At 65.4% G+C, this 18,090-nt stretch carries 17 protein-coding genes and 1 pseudogene; 7 read left to right on the top strand and 11 right to left on the bottom strand.

Annotated elements, in window-relative coordinates; translation table 11 throughout:
• The 4 genes and pseudogenes from ACF08N_RS33980 to ACF08N_RS33965 form a co-directional block, all read right to left on the bottom strand.
• Positions 1-250: pseudogene (locus tag ACF08N_RS33980) on the bottom strand (transposase family protein); the annotation flags it as partial.
• Between the two features lie 777 nt (positions 251-1,027).
• Positions 1,028-1,558: a transposase gene (locus tag ACF08N_RS33975; RefSeq protein WP_392328577.1), complete on the bottom strand. Its 531-nt coding sequence runs from the start codon at positions 1,556-1,558 to the stop codon at positions 1,028-1,030.
• Complete coding sequence (locus tag ACF08N_RS33970; protein ID WP_392328576.1) at positions 1,555-2,094, bottom strand: transposase; 540 nt, start codon at positions 2,092-2,094, stop codon at positions 1,555-1,557. The genes ACF08N_RS33975 and ACF08N_RS33970 overlap by 4 nt, the downstream gene beginning before the upstream one ends.
• A gap of 1,654 nt (positions 2,095-3,748) precedes the next feature.
• Positions 3,749-4,516 (bottom strand): transposase, encoded by a 768-nt coding sequence (locus ACF08N_RS33965; protein WP_392328575.1) that lies wholly within the window; start codon positions 4,514-4,516, stop codon positions 3,749-3,751.
• Positions 4,517-4,634: 118 nt separating this feature from the next.
• Here ACF08N_RS33965 and ACF08N_RS33960 point away from each other — a divergent pair, with 118 nt between their 5' ends.
• The gene (locus ACF08N_RS33960; RefSeq protein ID WP_392328581.1) at positions 4,635-5,186 is read left to right on the top strand and encodes a hypothetical protein; all 552 of its coding nucleotides are present in this window, start codon (positions 4,635-4,637) and stop codon (positions 5,184-5,186) included.
• Positions 5,187-5,574: 388 nt separating this feature from the next.
• Here the strand turns inward: ACF08N_RS33960 and ACF08N_RS33955 are convergent, their stop codons facing one another.
• The 3 genes from ACF08N_RS33955 to ACF08N_RS33945 form a co-directional block, all read right to left on the bottom strand.
• Entirely contained in the window at positions 5,575-5,826 is a 252-nt protein-coding gene (locus ACF08N_RS33955) for a DUF5133 domain-containing protein (protein WP_392328574.1), read from the bottom strand.
• Positions 5,827-6,197: 371 nt separating this feature from the next.
• Complete coding sequence (locus tag ACF08N_RS33950; protein WP_392328580.1) at positions 6,198-6,569, bottom strand: winged helix-turn-helix domain-containing protein; 372 nt, start codon at positions 6,567-6,569, stop codon at positions 6,198-6,200.
• Positions 6,563-6,835 carry a helix-turn-helix domain-containing protein gene (locus ACF08N_RS33945; RefSeq protein WP_392328579.1) on the bottom strand — a complete coding sequence of 91 codons (273 nt, stop codon included), beginning with the start codon at positions 6,833-6,835 and terminating at the stop codon, positions 6,563-6,565. Before ACF08N_RS33945 ends, ACF08N_RS33950 begins: the two co-directional genes overlap by 7 nt.
• 1,299 nt (positions 6,836-8,134) lie before the next feature.
• Between ACF08N_RS33945 and ACF08N_RS33940 the strand changes: the two genes are divergently transcribed.
• Entirely contained in the window at positions 8,135-8,473 is a 339-nt protein-coding gene (locus tag ACF08N_RS33940; protein ID WP_392328573.1) for a hypothetical protein, read from the top strand.
• Positions 8,474-8,750: 277 nt separating this feature from the next.
• Positions 8,751-9,212, top strand: coding sequence for an ATP-binding protein (locus ACF08N_RS33935; protein WP_392328572.1), 462 nt, complete (start codon positions 8,751-8,753; stop codon positions 9,210-9,212).
• 354 nt (positions 9,213-9,566) lie between these two features.
• Here the strand turns inward: ACF08N_RS33935 and ACF08N_RS33930 are convergent, their stop codons facing one another.
• A complete protein-coding gene (locus ACF08N_RS33930) occupies positions 9,567-10,226 on the bottom strand; it encodes a hypothetical protein (protein WP_392328571.1) in 660 nt (219 codons plus the stop codon).
• 147 nt (positions 10,227-10,373) lie between these two features.
• On the opposite strand from ACF08N_RS33930, the gene ACF08N_RS33925 reads away from it, so the two are divergent.
• Positions 10,374-12,164, top strand: a complete 1,791-nt coding sequence (locus ACF08N_RS33925; RefSeq protein WP_392328570.1) for a S8 family serine peptidase — start codon at positions 10,374-10,376, stop codon at positions 12,162-12,164.
• A gap of 511 nt (positions 12,165-12,675) precedes the next feature.
• Here the strand turns inward: ACF08N_RS33925 and ACF08N_RS33920 are convergent.
• The 3 genes from ACF08N_RS33920 to ACF08N_RS33910 form a co-directional block, all read right to left on the bottom strand.
• Complete coding sequence (locus tag ACF08N_RS33920) at positions 12,676-12,816, bottom strand: DUF1918 domain-containing protein (protein ID WP_392328569.1); 141 nt, start codon at positions 12,814-12,816, stop codon at positions 12,676-12,678.
• Between the two features lie 884 nt (positions 12,817-13,700).
• On the bottom strand, positions 13,701-13,985 hold the full coding sequence (locus ACF08N_RS33915; protein WP_392328568.1) for a hypothetical protein: 285 nt from the start codon (positions 13,983-13,985) through the stop codon (positions 13,701-13,703).
• Positions 13,986-14,380: 395 nt separating this feature from the next.
• Entirely contained in the window at positions 14,381-14,863 is a 483-nt protein-coding gene (locus tag ACF08N_RS33910) for a transposase family protein (RefSeq protein WP_392328567.1), read from the bottom strand.
• 323 nt (positions 14,864-15,186) lie between these two features.
• Here ACF08N_RS33910 and ACF08N_RS33905 point away from each other — a divergent pair, with 323 nt between their 5' ends.
• The 3 genes from ACF08N_RS33905 to ACF08N_RS33895 all read left to right on the top strand — a co-directional run bounded on the left by ACF08N_RS33905 (position 15,187) and on the right by ACF08N_RS33895 (position 18,026).
• Positions 15,187-15,312 (top strand): hypothetical protein, encoded by a 126-nt coding sequence (locus tag ACF08N_RS33905; RefSeq protein WP_392328566.1) that lies wholly within the window; start codon positions 15,187-15,189, stop codon positions 15,310-15,312.
• Between the two features lie 73 nt (positions 15,313-15,385).
• On the top strand, positions 15,386-16,660 hold the full coding sequence (locus ACF08N_RS33900) for a YcaO-like family protein (RefSeq protein WP_392328565.1): 1,275 nt from the start codon (positions 15,386-15,388) through the stop codon (positions 16,658-16,660).
• 199 nt (positions 16,661-16,859) lie between these two features.
• Entirely contained in the window at positions 16,860-18,026 is a 1,167-nt protein-coding gene (locus ACF08N_RS33895) for an MFS transporter (RefSeq protein ID WP_392328564.1), read from the top strand.
• The last annotated feature ends 64 nt before the right edge of the window (positions 18,027-18,090 follow it).

Here is an 18,090-nt window from a genome sequence, read left to right as displayed (position 1 = left end):
CAGGCGGTTGCCTCGGACACCCCAAATCCGGCACTGACCTGCCGATACGTCTCGTTCTTGCGCAGATGCGCCAGGGTGAGCAGGGCCTGCTTGAAGCAGCTCAACTTCCGCCAGCGCGATCGCAGTTCACGCCTTCGGGCGTAGATGAGCCAGGAGACATGCTCGACGAGCTCGTACGGGACGTCGAGCATGGAAGGATACGGAACCAACAGGGCCCCTCGGTCGCCGGTGTGATGAGTGAGATCACCACGCCAACGACGAGGGGGCCTGTCCTGTCACGCCCCTGCCCACCAGGTCATTTCCCACCGCGGGGCAGGATGAAAAAGGTTCAGTGGACTGGTTTTTAATTGCCGGGCGAGATGTGAGGCGGATTTACTCACCCGAAGGGAATTTGAGTATATTCTACCTATTTCGCTAGGTTAACCTGTGGAATCCTCGCAGTGATCGCAGGATGCGAGCGGGGCGGGTGGTACGTTCCGCTATTGAAATTCTTCCATGGAGTGAAGTTGAAGCTGCGAAGGAAAATTCTCCCGGCCTTCGGTGTGGCGGTTATGTCGCTCTTCCTGTCGGCAGGAGTGGCCAACGCGGATGTCACGGTAGAGAACTATCCATGTCAAAAGCTATATCAAGATCATAAGCCAGTCACTATATGCGCGTCGAAGCACACGCTCTCAATGGATGGATACAGCTACTCATCTCCGCATCAAGCAGAGCTGAATGCTAAAGCGGCGCTCGACTATGCTCGCGAGCATACTCCTGGCGCTGGTTATGGAGACACCAACCAAACGAGCTGCACGCGAACGCTCTTGTCGAGCTCGAGCATCCCCGGATATCCCGATGATGAACTGAACATGTATCACGCTGTCGAATTCGAACAGTACTATGTTGTGTGCACAACTGCCGGCTGAATTCAGCCAAGGGTAATTCATTTGATTTACTGAGGCCTGTCCCGCAACTGGGATTCGAAGTGGCAATTCAGTAGCCATGCGCCATTACTGAGGTTGAACTCGTGATGTCGCGTGGTTGCTCAGGTGGGTCGGATGGTCAGGCCGGTCTCGGCGAGGCAGCCGTCTATGAGGTCGCTGCGGTACTGGATGTGCCGTAATCCGCGTCGGATGCGCTGGACGAGGTGTTCGGGTGTGCTGAAGGCGACGTTGGAGAGCCAGCCGCGCCGTAGTAGTGACCAGATCCCTTCGACGGGGTTGAGGTCGGGTGCGTAGGGCGGCAGGTAGTAGATGGTCAGCCAGTCGCGGGATGCGGCGAAGTCCCGCAGGCCGGCGGCCTTGTGGACGTTCAGGTTGTCCCAGGTGAGCACGATCGGGCCGCCGAGCTGCTGGTGGGCGGCGATCAGCAGGTCCCGGTAGTCGCGCCAGGAGAAGCTTTTGCGGCCGTCGCGTCGGCCGTCGTCCCAGCGTGGCCGGTAGATCAGCCTTGAGCGGTGGCCGGGTTTGTAGCAGGTCAGGGCGGCGATGGAGATGCGTCTGTGGGAGCGGCCGCGGACCCGCACCACTGGGGTGCGGCCGCGTGGTGACCAGGTCTTCGAGTGCGGCGGCGTCATGGAGAATCCGGCTTCGTCCTCGAAGACGAGCCAGGCTCCACGGGCCGCCGCGAGTCTTCCGCGCAGGGCCAGGTCTCCTTCACCCAGCCGGCCACGGCTTCGTCGTTCCGCTCGATGGCGCGTCGGGCCGGGACCTGGCAGGACCAGCCGTTGCGGACCAGCAGCTTGCGCACGCCCTGGATGGTGTAGGTCAGGTGGAAGCGCCGGCCGATCACGGTCTTGATCCGGCCCAGGGTCCAGCGCTGGTCTTCCCAGCCGTGCGCGGCCGGCCCCTTGGCCAGCTCCGCCTCCAGTTGGGCGAACTGCTTCTCGCTCAGCCTCGGCAGCGACGCCGGACCCTGCGACCGCAGAGCCCGCGGACCGCCCTCGACCCACATCTGCCGCCATCGCTGCACCGAGCGGACGCTGACCCGCAGGTCCCTGGCGATCACCGAGCTCGCCTCGCCCTGGGCGAACCTCTCGGCCGCCTTGAGCCGTAACTCCTCGCGGAACTGCTGCCGTTCGGCCGTCAGCCCGCCCCCTTGTGGATACCGCATGCCCATGTGATACCGCAGCGGACGACGAGCCGTCAGCCCCTACGACTCCACGAGTTCAGCCTCAGTAGTTGAAACCCAAACCTTGCGTGAGGGCAACGGCTGAGCGCATCGCAGTTGCGGGGCACCTTCATGATGTGTCCCTGTGGTGAGACGATCGCGGGGGCTGGACATGGGCAAGGTGGATGGATTGGAGTTGCTTGAGACAGCTCTGCGAACTCCCAAGCCGCTGTGCTGGTCCCCAGACCTGGTTTGGTCTGCGGCTGGCCGCCCCAGACTGGCCGATTGAAGAGGGACTTCTAGGGTGGTTGGCCGGGTGCATGCACATCGCTGCCGCGTTGACCGCCGGACACTCACTCATCGGCGTGATCTCGTAGTTGGGTTCCGCGCTGGTCGGCCAACACCTCCGTGCTCGACTGGGCGGGCCCCCGGGCGTGAGGCGTAGGTGGCCAGCGTTCGTCGAAGCGGTCCGGTTGTGGAACAGGCCGGTCAGCCCGAAGTCCCGGTGCCACACCTCGACATGAATGTCGAGGATGGTCTCGCGGATCTCGTCGAGATCGATAGCGGTGTAGTGCCTTACGACTACGGTCACGCAGTTCCTCCTCGGGAGTAGCGATCAGCCCGCTGGGCCACCAGCGGTGATCCGGCAGACTTCGTTGGCAGGTCTCGGTTGAGGAGGGCGAACAGGTTCTGGGTGCGCCTGGGCACCTCATCGGGCGCATCGGACAAAGGCGGACATCGCGGTGGCGCATGCCGCATCAGCGGCGCCCTGCTGGAGTTGAGCGGTGGTCAGGAGCGCCGAGTAATAGAGGCGGTTGCGGTGATACTCGGGCCGAAGGCCGGCCAGGGCGCGGTGCAGGCGGGCCTCGGTTCCTCGTGCCGGCCCAGCCGCATCATGACGATGCCGTGAGCAGCACACCCACTGACCTGAGGTTGGCGAGGCTGAGTACCGCCGCGGCTGTACGAGGGGGTCGCCACTTCAGCGCGGGCGGACGCCGAGTCGTCCATGAGGTCCTGGAGCAGCTCGCCGAGGAGCCGCGGGACCCGTCCTCGAGTTACCGAGCCGATCGCCGGGGCTAAGCTACGGCGCATCACCACCGCGCAAGCTCCCGACAAGGGCGACGGGTCACACTGCTGTACCGCGTCCACCCGCCCGAGAGCGGACAGCCCGCCGGCAGCGTCGAAGTGATCTTCATTCCGTCCGGCTCCTGAGCCTGCGGCCTGGCTTTGTGTGCGGGTTGCGTTGCGACGTTGTCGATGAGTGCTGGAGTCACTCCGCCGCCGGTGAAGTCGGTGTTCGCGACTCGGGAGTCACCCGCCTACTGGCCCAGTATGGGGCGCTCGTGGCCCTCCTCCATAGCTGCGGCCCATGTCCTGTCGGCGAAGCCGGTCTGGATGGAGAGCCTCTCGCGGAGCGAGGACCGACAACAGCCCGAAGCCCAGTACGTCGGAGTCGTATCGTCTGCGGTGCCCATGCCACTGGCATCAGCCGGTAGTACCAGAAACCGATACGACTCCGACACTCGCCTGGCTAGGCGAGCGCACGCACCACGACGGACACCACCGCAATGATCACGGTTGCCCCGGCTAAGGCCTGTCCCGTAAATGATCTTTGACTCGTAGGGGACGTGGTCGGTGGCCTGTCCGGCCCGCTCGCCTATCCGGCGAGGTTGAGGTTATGCAGGCGGGCGATGCCGAGCATGGCGTGGTGGACGCCGTCGCCCTTGAGGCGGCAGTCGCGGAGGATCTTCCAGGTCTTCATGCGGGCGAAGACATGCTCGACGCGGGCGCGGACCTGTTTGTGGGACTTGTTGTGGGCGTGTTTCCAGTCGGGCAGGTCTTCGCCTTTGCGGCGACGGTGGGGCACCACGAGCCCGGTGCCTGGATAGCCGCCGTCGGCAATCGTCCTGGTCTTGCCGACGGCGGCCTTCGCGCCCGACTCCTCCCACGCCTTGCAGTCGTTGCGGTTGCCGGGCAAGGGCCGGCCGACCACCACGACGAGCCGGGTGTCGGCGTCGATGACGACCTGGTGGTTGGTGGAGTACCTGTAGTTCTTCGATTGTTCGGCGATGCTGTGGTCGCGAGTGGGAACCAGGGTGCCGTCCACGATGAGCACCGTGCCCTTGCGGAAACGCTGTCGCTGCTTGAGCGCGAGCAGTGGGCCGGTGCGGGCCACGATCCGGTCGGCTGCGGACTTCGAGACGCCGAACAGTGGGGCGAGCTGCCGCAGCGTCAGGTTGGTGCGCCAGTAAGCGGCGACGAGCAACACCCGGTCCTCCAGCGGTAGCGACCATGGGCGTCCCGGCCGCAGCACTTCGGCTCCCTCGCGGCGCAGCATCGTGATCAGCTTGCGGAAAGCGCACGGGTTCAGCCCTGTGAACGGGGCTATCCAAGACGGCTCCGACGCCGTGATCACTGCTGCCACATCAAGATCGTCCCACCACCCCAGAGTCCGGACTTACGGAGATCCCTACGCGCCGGAATTTCATTGGGCGGTCTCGTCATCGGCCGGTACCGTGCGACCCAGAACCAAGGGGGATGAGCTGGTGCGCCCAGTGCTGTTGGTGGATGTCGACGGACCGCTCAATCCGTATGCCGCGAAGCCGCACCGCCGGCCCGAGGGCTATCAGACGCACCGCCTGCTGACGCCTCGCTGGAAGGCCGCCGAGCGGCGCCGACTGACTGAGTGGGGGCTGCCGAACAAGCCCGTGAAGCCGCTGCGGGTGTGGCTTAACCCGGATCACGGCCCGGCGCTGGATGCCCTTCCCTTCGACCTTGTGTGGGCGACCACCTGGGAGGACGAAGCCAACGCTTTCATCGCGCCAGTCCTGGGACTGCCCGAGCTGCCCTTCATTCCCTGGTCCTCGCCGCGGGCCCAGCCCGGCAGCGGTGTGTTCTGGAAGACGCCGGAGATCGTCGCGTGGGCGAAAGGCCGTGCGTTCGCTTGGATCGACGACGAGATCACAGAAGCCGATCGCGCCTGGGTGAAGGAACACCACGACGGTCCCGCCCTACTGCACCGAATCGACCCCCGATGCGGCCTCGCCATCGACGACTTCGCCGCGCTGACGGCATGGGCGACCGGCCTGGACTGACTTCACCGCCGCTCGACAACCGCCCGTGACGCCGTTCCGCAGGCACATTGCGGGACAGCTCTTAGGCCGACTATCATCGTCCGTCCGCTCCACGACGCCAGCCGCTCTGCCACACGTTGGCGCTCGGCGCGATACCGCTCTGATCATCTGGCTTGGCCTGGTACGCCCCCGTCAGGGCCGCGGAGGGCCCTACATCATTACCGCGAGCATCCACGCACTACCCAATGAATGATCAAGAGTTCAGAAGACACGAAAACCATTTCATTCGCAGCATGCGCGAGTGCAGCAGCCAGACCTGCGAGCTACATGCGGCCGACCTCGTCCCTGTGAATCCCGCCGCCGTGCTTTGTGTATATGTAGGTATATGTAGGAAAGGGGCTCTGGCTGCTCAGCGGACCGGGATCTCGGGTTGGCCGGAATGCTGCTGGTGCTTAGGTCGGCCTGTGGCGCCGTCTGCCAAATAGCGTTCCGCCGCCCGGACCGCTTCCAGCGCGGTGCGTCGGCCCATCAGAATGCACAGGGTGTAGGCGCTGTCCTGAAAACGGGCTCGCGCCGCGGGACTGCTCGGCTCGCGCAGCATGCCCGCCTCGTGCACCCGGTACCGGCGCAGGGCCCGGGCGAGGGCCGACTTGCTGGGCATCAACATCTTCTGCCCCCCGCATCAGCGATGAGCACCATTACAGGCACCGGCCATGCACGTCGGCGAGACACGATGCGACGCCGAGCGCACCCGCACCAGCATTGTCCGCCCGTACCCAACCTGTCGCCTGTTCGGATTCCAGCACAGTTACTGACTTCGGCTCGTCAAGGTGACGCTGGATCGCCGAGGGGCAGGCCGCTGCCCGCTATGAAGCCTTTTAGGGTGTCGGGCCTGTACTGGAGGCGTTGAGACGGTTGTGAACTAGTGTTTCCAGGCGCTCGGGGGCGACGACGGCGAGGTTGGCCAGACTGCATTTGACGTGTGCCCATACCGCACGATCGGCACGTTGCCGAGCTGGTGGACGCCGTCGATCAGCGTAATGAAGTCGCGCTCGCCCATGCTGCGGCGCCAGGCCGCTTCGCGATGAGTCCAGCCACCGACATCCGTCCCGAGCGTCGCCCGCTCACCGTCACCCGCGGGGTGCGCCGCGCCGGCCCCAGGTGCGTCCTTTGGGCGGCCGTCGCGTGAAGCCTGCGTCGTCCTCGAAGCAGATGTAGCCTCCGCAGGCCGCCGCCTGGGCTCTTTGGCCTCAGCCCGGGTCGCCTCCTTCCACGCCGTGACGGCCTGCTCGTCGCGCTCGGCCACCCGCCGCGCGGGACCTGCGGGCTGAAGCCGAGCCGGTGCATCAGCCTCGTGGCACCCGAGACGCTGTAGGCGACGTGGAACTTCCTGCCGATCAGCATGGCCACCCTCGCGGCGGTCCACACCTGGTCCTCCATCCAGCCGTGCGCGGCCGGGCCCTGCTCCAGATACACGGCCAGCTTCCCCAGGCAATGCGGGACAGACGACACCGCGGTCCACTCGGGCCATGCGCGGGCCAAAGCCTGCACGCCACACCGCCGTCCCGCCACAGCTGGTGCCACTGGTAGGCCGACTTCCGGCTCACCCGCAGGCACCGCGCGACCTCCGGCGGCTTGATCTTCTGCTCGAACAGCTCGACCGCCTGCATCCATACCGTCTCACGGCGCTGATGTCCGGCAGCGGTCAGCCCGCCCGCATCCGCATATCTCACACACCACGGGAGACAACACTGCTTTCATGGCCTCCAGGCATCGCAATCCCGAGACAGTCCATCGGCCCGGTCTGCCGCGCCCATCCTCCGGCCACCCAGCCAAGATCGCCCACCGGAGTCAGCCAAACCTGCCCCGTCGTGTCACTGTGGGCTGCCTCGCGTGCCGAGGCAGCCACACCTGCCGGTATGAGTGCTGGCCACGGTGAGTCGGGTTACTGCTCGCCGCCGGCTCCCGCGCGGTCGCCTGCCTGGCCGGCGCCTGCAACGCAGCGACCGCGCCGATCCCGCTACCGCCCGCCGACAAGGCTCCGAGACGGCATGACCCTGCTTCCCGCATCGAGCGGCGGAAGCGAACCTTCCAGAAAGCCTGCTCAAACCCCATAAAATCGAGTGTATGGATAAATCTAACGATAAGGAGTCGACAGGTTCCTGATCGATTGCGCGAGGCGATTACCGTGGCTTCCACATTCCGAACTCACTCCCCGTCCGGCACCGCAGCCGACCCTCCCGAGGAGATCCAGGCAGAGCGATCTCCTCACTGGACCAGGTGGCGAAGGAGGTCCTGAATGCCGCCATGCTCCCTGTCGCGGCCGCCCGTCAGGCTCTCCCCGCAAAGAAGGGGCTCCCGCTCTACCTCGGCCTGGGCACCCTCGCAGTCGCAGACGTCCTGGAATGGCCTGTCGCCATCGGTGTCGGGGCAGGCTATGCCGTCCCTGCGCCGCAGCGGCGCACCCGCCGCCCCTTGAAGCGCCGCACCGGATACCCAGTCCACCTCTCAAGCGTCTCCAGCGGACGAGGAGTCGGAATCCGGCAGGCCCACCGTGCGCGAGATTATGACCCCGGACACCACCTGCATCGGCGCCGGGGAAACCGCCTTGGACGCGGCGAAGAAGATGTCCGCATTAGGCGTCGGGGCCATCTCCATCTGCGGAACCGACGAAAACTCAAAGGCATGCTCACCGACCGCGACATCGTCGTGAAGGTCCTCGGCGCGGGCAAGGACCTGCCCAGACCAAAGCCGGCGACCTCGCCCAGAACGACGTGGTGACCGTCGGTGCCGACGACGACGCCGAAGAGGTTCTGTGGCTTTATCGAGCAGTAGTGCAGTTGTGACGTCGCTTGTCGATGAGTTTGGGAGGCGCCCCGTTCCACGGACGGGTGGTGTTGAGGAGTTTGGGAGGCACCGGGTCTCTTGCCAGGGCAGCATCGGGATGCCCCTGGTGAAAGGTGCTGGTCATGCCCCAGATGTCGAAGGTCGAGCTGTACGCGGCGATCCGGTGTGACCATCGCGGCGGCATGTCGATGCGGGAGCTTGAAGGCAAGCACGGCGTGACGTGGCGGACGGTTCGCATGGCGCTGGATTCGGCCTGGCCTGAGCCACGGAAGAAGCTGCCGCCCCGGGCAACGGCTCTGGATCCGTACAAGCCGGTGTTTGACGGCATCCTGCGGGCGGATCTGGATGCGCCGCGGAAGCAGCGGCACACCGCCACCCGTATCTTTCATCGCCTGACCGATGTCGCCCGCGTCCTGCCCGACCCCAAGGTGGGCGACCTCCTCGAGACCATCTCTGCCTGACGCAAGCCAACGTTCCCAGGCGAAATCGGGTGTGAGTAGTTGGCCTGCGAGCAGTAGCGCTGAGATTGATCATGGTTGTGGGTTGGGGGCAACCGTTGTACCGATCCAAGGCGGACACGTGTACTGACGCAACGCAGGGTTCCCGCCGCATGTCGAATGTCGTACTTGCCCGCTTTTGAGTACGGGTTGCTCAGAGAGATCGGGAGGCGGCCGAGGAGAGTGGTCGGTGGAGAGAGAAAACCAGGGCTGAAACAGCTGTTCTTCGGAAGTGATCGTCATGTATGCCACCGGATGCGACAGGTTCACCGGCCGGGCCGGTGGCGAGGGGATGCGGGTTCCCGCTCCGCGCCGCCCGGTGGACGACAGCAATGACGTGACCGAGGTCCTGGAGCACCGGCCGCAGGCCGCTGGTGCCGCACGGCATGCCGCGCACAGAGCGCTGGAGCGCTGGGGCATGGACAGTGACGCCGTGCTGCTGGTGGTGTCTGAACTGGTCACCAATGCCGTCGAGCATGCCGAGCCGCCGCTTGCGCTGCATTTGCACCGTGAGCGGGCCGGCAGCCGGGTGTGGGTGGGGGTCACCGACGGCGGCCCCGCCGAGACGGAAGGCACCTGGACTGCCTCCTGCGCGGACGACGAGCACGGCCGCGGCATCACCATCGTGGACACGATCGCCGACGTGCACGGCACCCGCACCCACGGCGGCGGCGCCACCCACTGGGCACGCATCCCCGCCTGAACACACAGCCCCGGCCCCACCCTGATACGGGGCCTGGCCGGTCCGGCCGCATCAAGGGAGCGCCATGCGTGCCGGGCCATGAAGGGGGCGGAATTCCGGGTCTTCCCGCCGGGATTCCGCCCCCTTCGCCATGCCGGACGTCCCTTTTCGGCGAGACGGTCGGCTCCCCGGACGGGCGGTGGCTGCCGCTCGGTATCGGGTCACCGGGGCTGTGTGGGGTGCGGCTCGGCGCGGCGGTGGCTCCTCCTGATGGCCGTATGTCCCGGAATGTGTTCTTGGTCGGTTGGTGGTTTGCTGCGGGTGCGGTGGGCCGGTGTCCGGTGCCGCCGTTTCGTGGTTCGTATCCGCCGGAACTCAAGGAGGAGTTCTATGTCCGTCTACACCCCTCAGCAGATCGGCCAGCAGCAGACGCAGCAGCCGTACGGCCAGCAGTTCGGCCAGCAGCCCTGGATGGGCCAGGGCCAGTTCGGCGGCCAGCAGCAGCCTTGGGGCCAGCAGGGCCAGGGGCAGTTCGGCATGCAGGGGCAGCAGCAGATGCCCCTGCTCGTGACGGAGTTGTCGCTCAGGTGTGCGTCGAGTGCGGTGACTGCGGTGGTAGAGCAGCTGCGGATGGACCCGCAGATCCTGATGGGCATCCAGGCGCAGGGGCAGATCCCACCGCACGCGTTCAGCGCGGTGCTCACCGAGTGCGCCCGTCGGATCGCTCCGGTCGTGCACATGGCACTGGGGCAGGTCTCCGGCCAGGGCCAGGCGAGCCCGTACGGCCAGCCCGGTCAGGGCCAGTTCGGTCAGCTCCCCGGCCAGCAGGCGCAGGGCCAGTTCGGACAGCTTCAGGGGCCTGGTCAGGGCCAGCCTGGTCAGGGGCAGTTCGGTCAGCAGCCCTGGGACCAGATGCGTGGCCAGCTGGGACAGTCCGGGCAGTTCCCCGGCCTGGGGCAGGGTTCGTTGGGGCAGCCGCAGTTCGGCCTGCAGCCGGGCATGTGAGCCCCGGCCGGGCAGCGCCGCACCTCGCACAGGGCGTGCTAGTCCTGCCCGGCCGGACGCCTCCGCGCCGGACTCCCGAGACACGGGCGGCGGGCGGCTGGCGGGAGCGGAAGGGTGCCCCGCTCCCGCCGGCGACCTCTTCGGACACGAACACACAGGTGAGATGGCGGTTGACGGATGAGTGAGCAGGATGGCAACGGCGGCAACGGCCGCGTGAAGCCAGGCAACGGCGGCAAAGGGATGAAGTCCGGAAGCGAGTCGGGAAAGCCCTCTCGGGCCGCGGACGAGCCAGCCGAGGGGCGGAGCGAGGAGCGGCGCGAGCCGGCAACGCCGCAGGACCGGGCCACCACTGTGCGGGAGGGGTGGGGCAGGTATCTGGTGACGCCGCGGCCAGTGGGGCTGTTGGGCGGAGGGGTGCCGCCGATCGAGGCGTCGGCGCTGTTCGCGCTGCTGGAGGAGGATCCCGACGTGGAACCTGTGGTGCAGCTGCCGCCCTCGCGCCGCCCACATGGTCTGGGCGCGATCGCAGAGCCGCACCCGGCCTGCCCGCCGACGGCCGTGGTCGCGATGCCCGACGAGCGGGCCCGCGCGCTGGCCGCGAACCCGCAGGTCGTCGTGGAGATCGACCAGCCCCTCTCCTACAATCCCGCCCCGGCGTTGGGCGGCGTGACGCCGCTTATGGATCCCGCGCTGGCCGTGGTGCTGGAGGAGCCGGAGCACATCCGGGTGCTGGTCAAGGGCAGCGACGGCGACGTGCTGCCCGGCGCGCACGTGTGGGCGATCGGTGCCGCACCGGTGCACGGCGTGACCGGCAGGGACGGCCGGGTGAATCTGCAGCTCGCCGCGGACACCCCCGCCACCGTGCGGGCGCTGTATGTCCGCCCGGTGGCCGGTTACTGGCCGCTGCGCATCGACCACCCCCGCCTCACCGGCGGTGGGGAGATCATCATCGAGGTACAGGCACTGACGGAGACGTTCGAGAATTTCCCCGGGCGTGCTGTGACCGGCTGGGGGACACAGGCGATGCGGCTGCACCAGATCCCGCCCACCTACCGCGGCCACGGCATCAAGATCGCCCTGCTGGACTCTGGTGTGAACACCGCCCACCCCGATCTGAAGGACACGGTCGCTGCGGGGCATGATTTCACTGGCACAGACGGGGCATGGCAGGTGGATGCCACCGGTCACGGCACCTGGTGTGCGGGAGTGATCGCGGCGGCCGACAACCGCACCGGTGTCACCGGGATCGCCGCCGAGGCCGAGGTGCACGCGCTGAAGCTGTTCCCCGGCGGGCGGGTCAGCGATCTGCTGCAGGCCGTCGACTACTGCATCGCCCACAACATCGACATCGCCCAGATCAGCCTCGCCTACACCGTGCCCTCTCAGTTGGTGGCGTGGAAACTGATGGACGCGCACGCCGCCGGCATCACGGTCATCGCCCCGGTCGGCGACACCGCCGGCCCGGTCACCCATCCCGCCGCCCTGCCCGGGGTCCTGGCGGTCGGGGCGATCGCGCACACCGGCACCTACCCGCACACCCACCCGCTGACCGCCGCCCAGCCGCCATGGCCCGGCCCCTACTCCGCCCCCTTCACTCCGGCGGGGCCGGGTGTGGATCTCGTCGCGCCCGGCGCCGCGGTGGTCACCACCGCCCTCGGCGACGGCTACACCCCGGCCGACGGCACAGCGATCGCCGCCGCCCACGTCACCGGCCTGGCCGCCCTGCTCCTCGCCCACCACGACCACCTGCGCACCCAGGCCCTTCCCCGCACCCCCGCCCGCGCCGACCACCTCCTGGCCCTTCTGCGCACCGCGTGCCGCCCCGTCCCTGGCACCGACCCCTCCCGTCTGGGCGCGGGAATCGCGGACGCCCCCACCGCCCTCGGTACCTCCGCCGCCTGGCAGCAGGAACACGGCACGCACCAGATGTATGCGGCGGCCGGCGGGCTGTACCCGCCCCGGCCCTGACGCCAAGGGCCGCTCCGATGCTCCGTCCCCGGCGCACACCGGTCGCTGCAGCCACAGCGCCGGGGACGGACCCGCATGCCAGCCCCCCACAAGGCTCAGGCCGTCGGCTGTCCAGTGCCGAACCTCGAAAACGGGCCTGGCCTCACACTCCGTCCCCGGCGCCGTGGCGAGAGCGCTGGGGACGGACCCGTGCATGTCAGCCGAATAAGTCCCGCGCCCGGATCGTGCGGATGCGTAGCCCACCGCCACCGTGCCCGGCGCGGCGGCAACCGCCCGCCCAAAGCGGCGACCGTCGTCGGGCGCGGCGGTTGCCAGTCGGCGCGCACTGCGTCCCAGAAGTCCTGCCAGGCATCAGACTCGGTCGCACCCTGTCCGACCACGTCCGAGCCCGGGCAGGAGACGACGTAGCCGTCCGGAGTCACCTCAACCGACACCATTCGACGACGCTCCACGGCCTTCACCACCCAAAGGGCGAAACGGAATCGTCAGCAGATGCGGCGCAGTGTGCCGCTCAATGCCCCGATTCCGGGCCGGTGCGCTGTGCGGAGTTGTCGACGACGCAGCCCGGGCCGGGGAAGACCTCGCTCTCGTGGCCGTCGTCGTAGCGCACCCGGTACGGCGCCTCGCCGCCCGGCCCGAGAACTTCCACCACCCTCACGCGGTGCTAGGCAGAGCCGACCTTGCGACCGGGAAACCGCAGCACATCACCCACATTCACCTGCATCCGCGACTCCTTCCGCCGGTCCGGCCCAAGGGCCGGAGGTGACTGATGGCCTTCAGTGTGCGCCCGGCGACACGAACCCGCACACGGAAAGATGAACCCGCACTCCAGCCCACACGTGCGAAAAGCCGTACCGAAATGGTTACTTCTTATGGTTCCCTTCGGTTCCACGGAAGAAGAGCGGCAATGATGCTTCGCGGTACCAGCACGGACCTCTTCGACGTGTTCGGCCGTTCCCGGCTGAGGATCGAGAAGATCGGAGATGGTGCTGAAGGACGGCACTGTGCGAACGGTGCGGCCCAGCCCAGGGATCCGCACGAGTGCTTCTTCTGCGAGGCCACGCCCACCCACGTCTACACGGGCCAGGCGGTGGTGATGAACATCAAGGACACCGTCTACGGGCGTGCCCTGGGGAACCCGACGTCAGCGCCCGGCACGTCGGCCAGCAGCCTGCCTGCGGAATGGGGCCTGATCCGGGCCGCGCCGATGCTACCGGCCCGCGCGATGCGGCAGTCGCCTTCGCTGGCGCAGCAGCCGCGCGCGGTCCCCCGGCCCGGGCCTTCCCGACGACACAGTCCTCCCCGGCGCCTGCGCAGCAGCCAGCGCCTGACGCACATTGGAAGCGGTACGGATGTCCAGCCCCCCGGCCACGGTGACCACATCATGCCACCGCCCCGGACCGACGATCGTGGGGCCTGGTGCAGGCGTGCGGCGAGGGTGGATTTGTCAGCCCCCGTCGATGCCGGTGACGGTGATCTCCCGCCCGCGTCCGTGTCGTGTGCTTCAACTGTCATGGTCATGTTCCTCCGGGGTGTTCAGTTGGGGCGGGCGGCCAGGCGGCCCGCGATGATGTCGCGGATCCGGTCGATCATGAGCGGCGCGTCGCCGGACGACATCGCGGTGACGCTCATTGGGCAAGTCCGCGGAGTAGTGGCAGGAGAGTTGTTGGAAATGGCGTGGAGGTAGCCGAAGCCGATCCCCGCGTTGCGGGCGGCGGCGCACATGGGGCCGATCTCCGGATCGACGAAGGCGTGCTCGGGCTGCTTCGTCAGCCAGTCCTGATCCTCGAGCAGGATCGACGGCGAGGTCACGTGGAGCAAGAGTGCGAGGTTGGTTCTTATGCCGGTCCGGCTCGATTTGGTGGTCGGTGAGGACGCTGGCGGGGACGCCAGTTCTGGCGTGTGGCTACGCGCCGCGCGTATGCGGTGGTCTGCGTTCCGGAGCACTGTCAGGGCTCGGAGAAGTTGCTCAGCTTCCCAAGGCGCCTTCCACTGCGGGACGGGGGTGCACGGTCATCGGACAGGCCGCTCTTCGTGAGGGACAGGGGCACTCGATCCTGTTGGCTCGTGGGCGATGCCGTGCTCGACGTGGATGCGTGCTGAGGAGTGGGCGAAGCGGGCCGCTTCGTGGTGTGCCATGAGCCGTGGCAGGTGTTCGAGGTGTTTGCCGCGGCGTTTGCGGGGTGGTGTGACGACCTGGCTGTAGGTCTGTGTTGTCAGGCCCTGGTAGCCGGCGTCGGCGAGGACGTGCAGGTCGATGGTGTCGGCGAGGGGGTCGACCAGGCCGGCGTCGCGGGCTTGGGTGATGTCGGCGACCGACCCGGCTCGCACGTCACCGCAGAACAGCAGGGTCCGCGTTCGTCGGTGAGGACGAGGGCCTTCGTCGCGTTGATGCGGCTCTTGCCCGAGATGAAGCGACCGCGTCCGCCGCTGTGCGCGGAGGGCCGTCGGACCCGGATCTCGGTGGCGTCCATCAACGCGGTCTGCCCTGTGGGGCCGAGATGAGCGATGACATCGGCCAGCGTGCGAAGCCGCAGGCCGCCCTCGATACGGCAGCCGCGGTCGGCGAGCAGAGGCCTGATCTCGCCGACCGCACGCGTAATAGTGGAGCGATCGACCTGAAACCAGCAGGCGAGGACATCGTGCGTGACACCGTGCCGAAGGTGGACGAGCGTAGCCAGCAGCCGGTCGACGAACACCAGCTTGACTTCGCCCCCGCACCCACGGCTCGACAGCGCGGACGATCAGCCCGTTCCGCATCTCTCCGGGCCTGCCACACCGGCCCCAACTCCGCCACCAGAGCGGCGATCACGGACGCCGAAAGGCCCGTGACCGCGCTCCGACATGATCAACCTGCGTGCCTCGACCCTCACCACACACAGCCCAACGACCCAACCCAGCCGTCGTCACCGGTGCCCATGCACGAGCTCGTAAGTACCAATCACTCATCTCTGCACGCGCGCCGGGCTGCTTCACTGCCTTCAGCCCTGAGGAGCAGGGTTGCACTAGAGGGAGAATGATCATGGGTGACAACACCACCGTCCACGGAGCGATCAAGCTTGTCTGGCCTCCGCCTGGCGAGGTTGAGGCGGCAACGCTGAGCGCCGACGAGCAGGAATTCATTGCCGCACTCGAGCAGGAAATCTAGTCCTCACAAACGGCAATAGAATGGCGGTGGGCACGTACGTGTCCACCGCCATTTAGCAAGCAAGGGAGCCAGGATGACAGTCATTCCTCAGGGAAAGATGAGCATCGCCCCCAGCACGGAGCGCTCATTTTCACTCTTCGAAGCTGCCCAATTAGCCGAAAAGGCACTCCAAAAGCTTGGCCTGAGGCCGGAGCTACGCGACGCCGGTAACGGTGCAGATCCAACCGCCTGGCTCTGTATCCTCCGTGACAGTGAGGGAAGATGCCCCCCCAGGGGCGGCGGGCTCGGAAAGGGGAGTCGGGAAGAATCTCGAGTCGGCGCAATTTTCGAAGCCATTGAGCACGTCCTGACCGGACCTTTACAGTTTCCGTTTCAGCATGCCGAAATGAAGTCGGCCATCGATGTCGCCGAGCAAATACGAGATGAAGCCAGTTCGCAGATCCTCGCCGATGCGGGTCGTGAACCTATCGCATGCTTACCCTACAGCTCAATTTCCGGCAACAGGACCCTCTGGGCTCCCGCATACCTCTCATGTCCCTGGTATGTAGACCCCAGTGAAGATCGGTACCGCAACTATCTGGGTGACAGTACCGACTACCGCCAGCTGATGCGCTACACAAGTAATAGCGGCCATGCTATTGGGGCCACGAAGATAGAGGCGATCGTCCATGCCCTGAACGAAGCAATCGAGCGCGATGCACTCTCGCTGCTAATCATTCGCGCATTCATGACAAAAACCTCACGGCTGCGGGTGGTCGATCCGGATACTTTACCTGCCGATTTGCGCAATATACTCACGAAGGTGCAGAACCACACAAGTCGGCCAATTCATCTAATTGAGATGACCACCGATATAGGGGTTCCGAGCTTCTGTGCTTACCTGAAACCAAGTAATGCGAAGCCTGCTGAATGGGGGGCCGGCACCTCGCTCAGTCCCCACTATGCCATACGTCGCGCACTTACGGAACTCCTCCAATGCCTGCTTTTCGAGGGGCAGATGGAGCCTGTGGATCGAGTGGACCGAGTAGCGCGCATGAGAATCTGGCCGATTCTGCACACCTGTGCGGCTATGGACTTGACACGGAACCTGCAAGAAGCTCTCGCAAGAGACTATGAAGATCGGGAAGCCCCAAACACTCCGGAAGAGCACCTGCGGGAGTTGATCCGCCTGCTAGAACGAAAGAACCTGACTCCTTATTGGCGGGATATACGAACACTAGAAAACGGTATCTCTGCCGGACATATTCTAGTGCCAGGACTTGAAAGATTCATGCTGATCACCTCTGGCGGCGTTATACTTCCGGGGCCGCGGGGAAAGAATGCTCGGTTGAACATGATGGATCAGTAGGTCACCGCCTACGCGAACGCTCTTCACCATTAGTTGACGAAGAGAGACGGGCCGGTTCCTTTAGGCTGGACCCACCGCGTTGAGGCAAGCTTAGAATCAATCAGGCAGGAGCATGAAACGCATAGAATCCAGGCTCACGCTAAGCTTCCAGAGGCGCCCGAGTCGACCCGCTTGGGCTAGTCGTAACTACTGTTATCTAGTGATTTCTGCGAGCATCAGCGGGGTAGGGACTTATGGTGCACAAGTTGCAGCCGCCGTCATCGTACTAAATCAAGACGGTGACACTGGCGATGTCGGGCTCGTGGTGATCGCTCGAACCATCCCTCTGATAGCCCTCACAATAATTTCGGGTGTGATTTCAGACCGTCTCCCGCGACATATTGTGATGCTTTCTGCAAACGTCATCTGCTTGTCGGCGCAAGGGACTCTTGCACTTCTCTTCTTTACGCAAAGCTGCCAGTTGTGGAAAATTATACTGCTGGCAGCATTGGGCGGAATCGGGCAATCTCTATTCTCCCCGGCAGCGGAGGGAATGCTGATGGCAACGGTACATAGGAATAGTGCAGCAAAAGCCTTTTCCTTTTACCGCTTGTGTGTGCAATCCTCTGGGGTGGCTGGTGCAGCCGTTGGGGGCGTGATGATCTCGATGATCGGTCCTGGCTGGTTACTTGCAGCCGAAGCGGGAACGTTCGCGCTTGCCGGCTCCTTTTACTTACGCCTAGATACCCCCCCGCCCTGCAAAATAGCAGCGAGGGAGAGATTTCTTTCTGGACTACGCGCTGGATGGCGCGAGGTCGTGACTCGCCCGTGGCTGTGGGGGATCTTGATCCAGTTCGCTATAATCAATTCCGCTCTATGTGCCATCATGTCTGTGTTTGGTCCTACACTTGCCGAAGACAATCTAGGAGGAATCTGGGTGTGGGGCATTTCAATGGCCGCGTTCACGGCAGGCATGGCAATTGGGTCAGTATTGATGATGTATTGGGAACCACGGCGCATGCTTTTCGCCGGAACCGTTTGCGCATTTCCTATTTCTGGACCTGGGATAAGTCTCGCGATTCCTCTCCCAGTAGCCCTCTTGGTGATTGTGATGCTTCTATCCGGCCTGTGTATCGAGGTTTTTAGCGTCAATTGGATGACTGCCCTTCATCAGGAGATACCGCCGGACAAGCTCTCCCGAGTGTTGGCTTATGAGTGGCTAGGCTCTGTGGCCCTCCTGCCAGCTGGAATTGCTCTCGCCGGTCCATTGGAGAGGACAGCAGGCATTCCGCACACCCTCTACGCTTGCTCAGTTCTGATGACCCTCCTGACTGCAAGTGTGCTGACCATACCGGGAGTGCGCCGAATGGTCCGTCGAGCCACCTAGAGATGCTTTCAAGAGGAAGGCATTTCTGCCCGTGTAGGAAATGGCTGGATTTTCTAGGATGTCG

This window comes from Streptomyces sp. NPDC015127, assembly GCF_043080095.1.
Taxonomy (GTDB): domain Bacteria; phylum Actinomycetota; class Actinomycetes; order Streptomycetales; family Streptomycetaceae; genus Streptomyces.
The sequence above is the reverse complement of the archived record's forward strand: the minus strand, read 5'-3'. Positions and strand labels throughout refer to the sequence as shown.

Excerpts from the sequence above, each read along its gene's own strand:
- ACF08N_RS33955 (WP_392328574.1), bottom strand. The coding sequence starts at position 5,826 with ATGCCCAGCAAGTCGGCCCTCGCCCGGGCCCTGCGCCGGTACCGGGTG.
- ACF08N_RS33945 (WP_392328579.1), bottom strand. The coding sequence starts at position 6,835 with ATGCAGGCGGTCGAGCTGTTCGAGCAGAAGATCAAGCCGCCGGAGGTC.
- ACF08N_RS33935 (WP_392328572.1), top strand. The coding sequence starts at position 8,751 with ATGTATGCCACCGGATGCGACAGGTTCACCGGCCGGGCCGGTGGCGAG.
- ACF08N_RS33970 (WP_392328576.1), bottom strand. The coding sequence starts at position 2,094 with ATGCGGTATCCACAAGGGGGCGGGCTGACGGCCGAACGGCAGCAGTTC.
- ACF08N_RS33950 (WP_392328580.1), bottom strand. The coding sequence starts at position 6,569 with ATGCTGATCGGCAGGAAGTTCCACGTCGCCTACAGCGTCTCGGGTGCC.
- ACF08N_RS33925 (WP_392328570.1), top strand. The coding sequence starts at position 10,374 with ATGAGTGAGCAGGATGGCAACGGCGGCAACGGCCGCGTGAAGCCAGGC.
- ACF08N_RS33905 (WP_392328566.1), top strand. The coding sequence starts at position 15,187 with ATGGGTGACAACACCACCGTCCACGGAGCGATCAAGCTTGTCTGGCCT.
- ACF08N_RS33975 (WP_392328577.1), bottom strand. The coding sequence starts at position 1,558 with ATGACGCCGCCGCACTCGAAGACCTGGTCACCACGCGGCCGCACCCCA.
- ACF08N_RS33900 (WP_392328565.1), top strand. The coding sequence starts at position 15,386 with ATGACAGTCATTCCTCAGGGAAAGATGAGCATCGCCCCCAGCACGGAG.
- ACF08N_RS33940 (WP_392328573.1), top strand. The coding sequence starts at position 8,135 with ATGCCCCAGATGTCGAAGGTCGAGCTGTACGCGGCGATCCGGTGTGAC.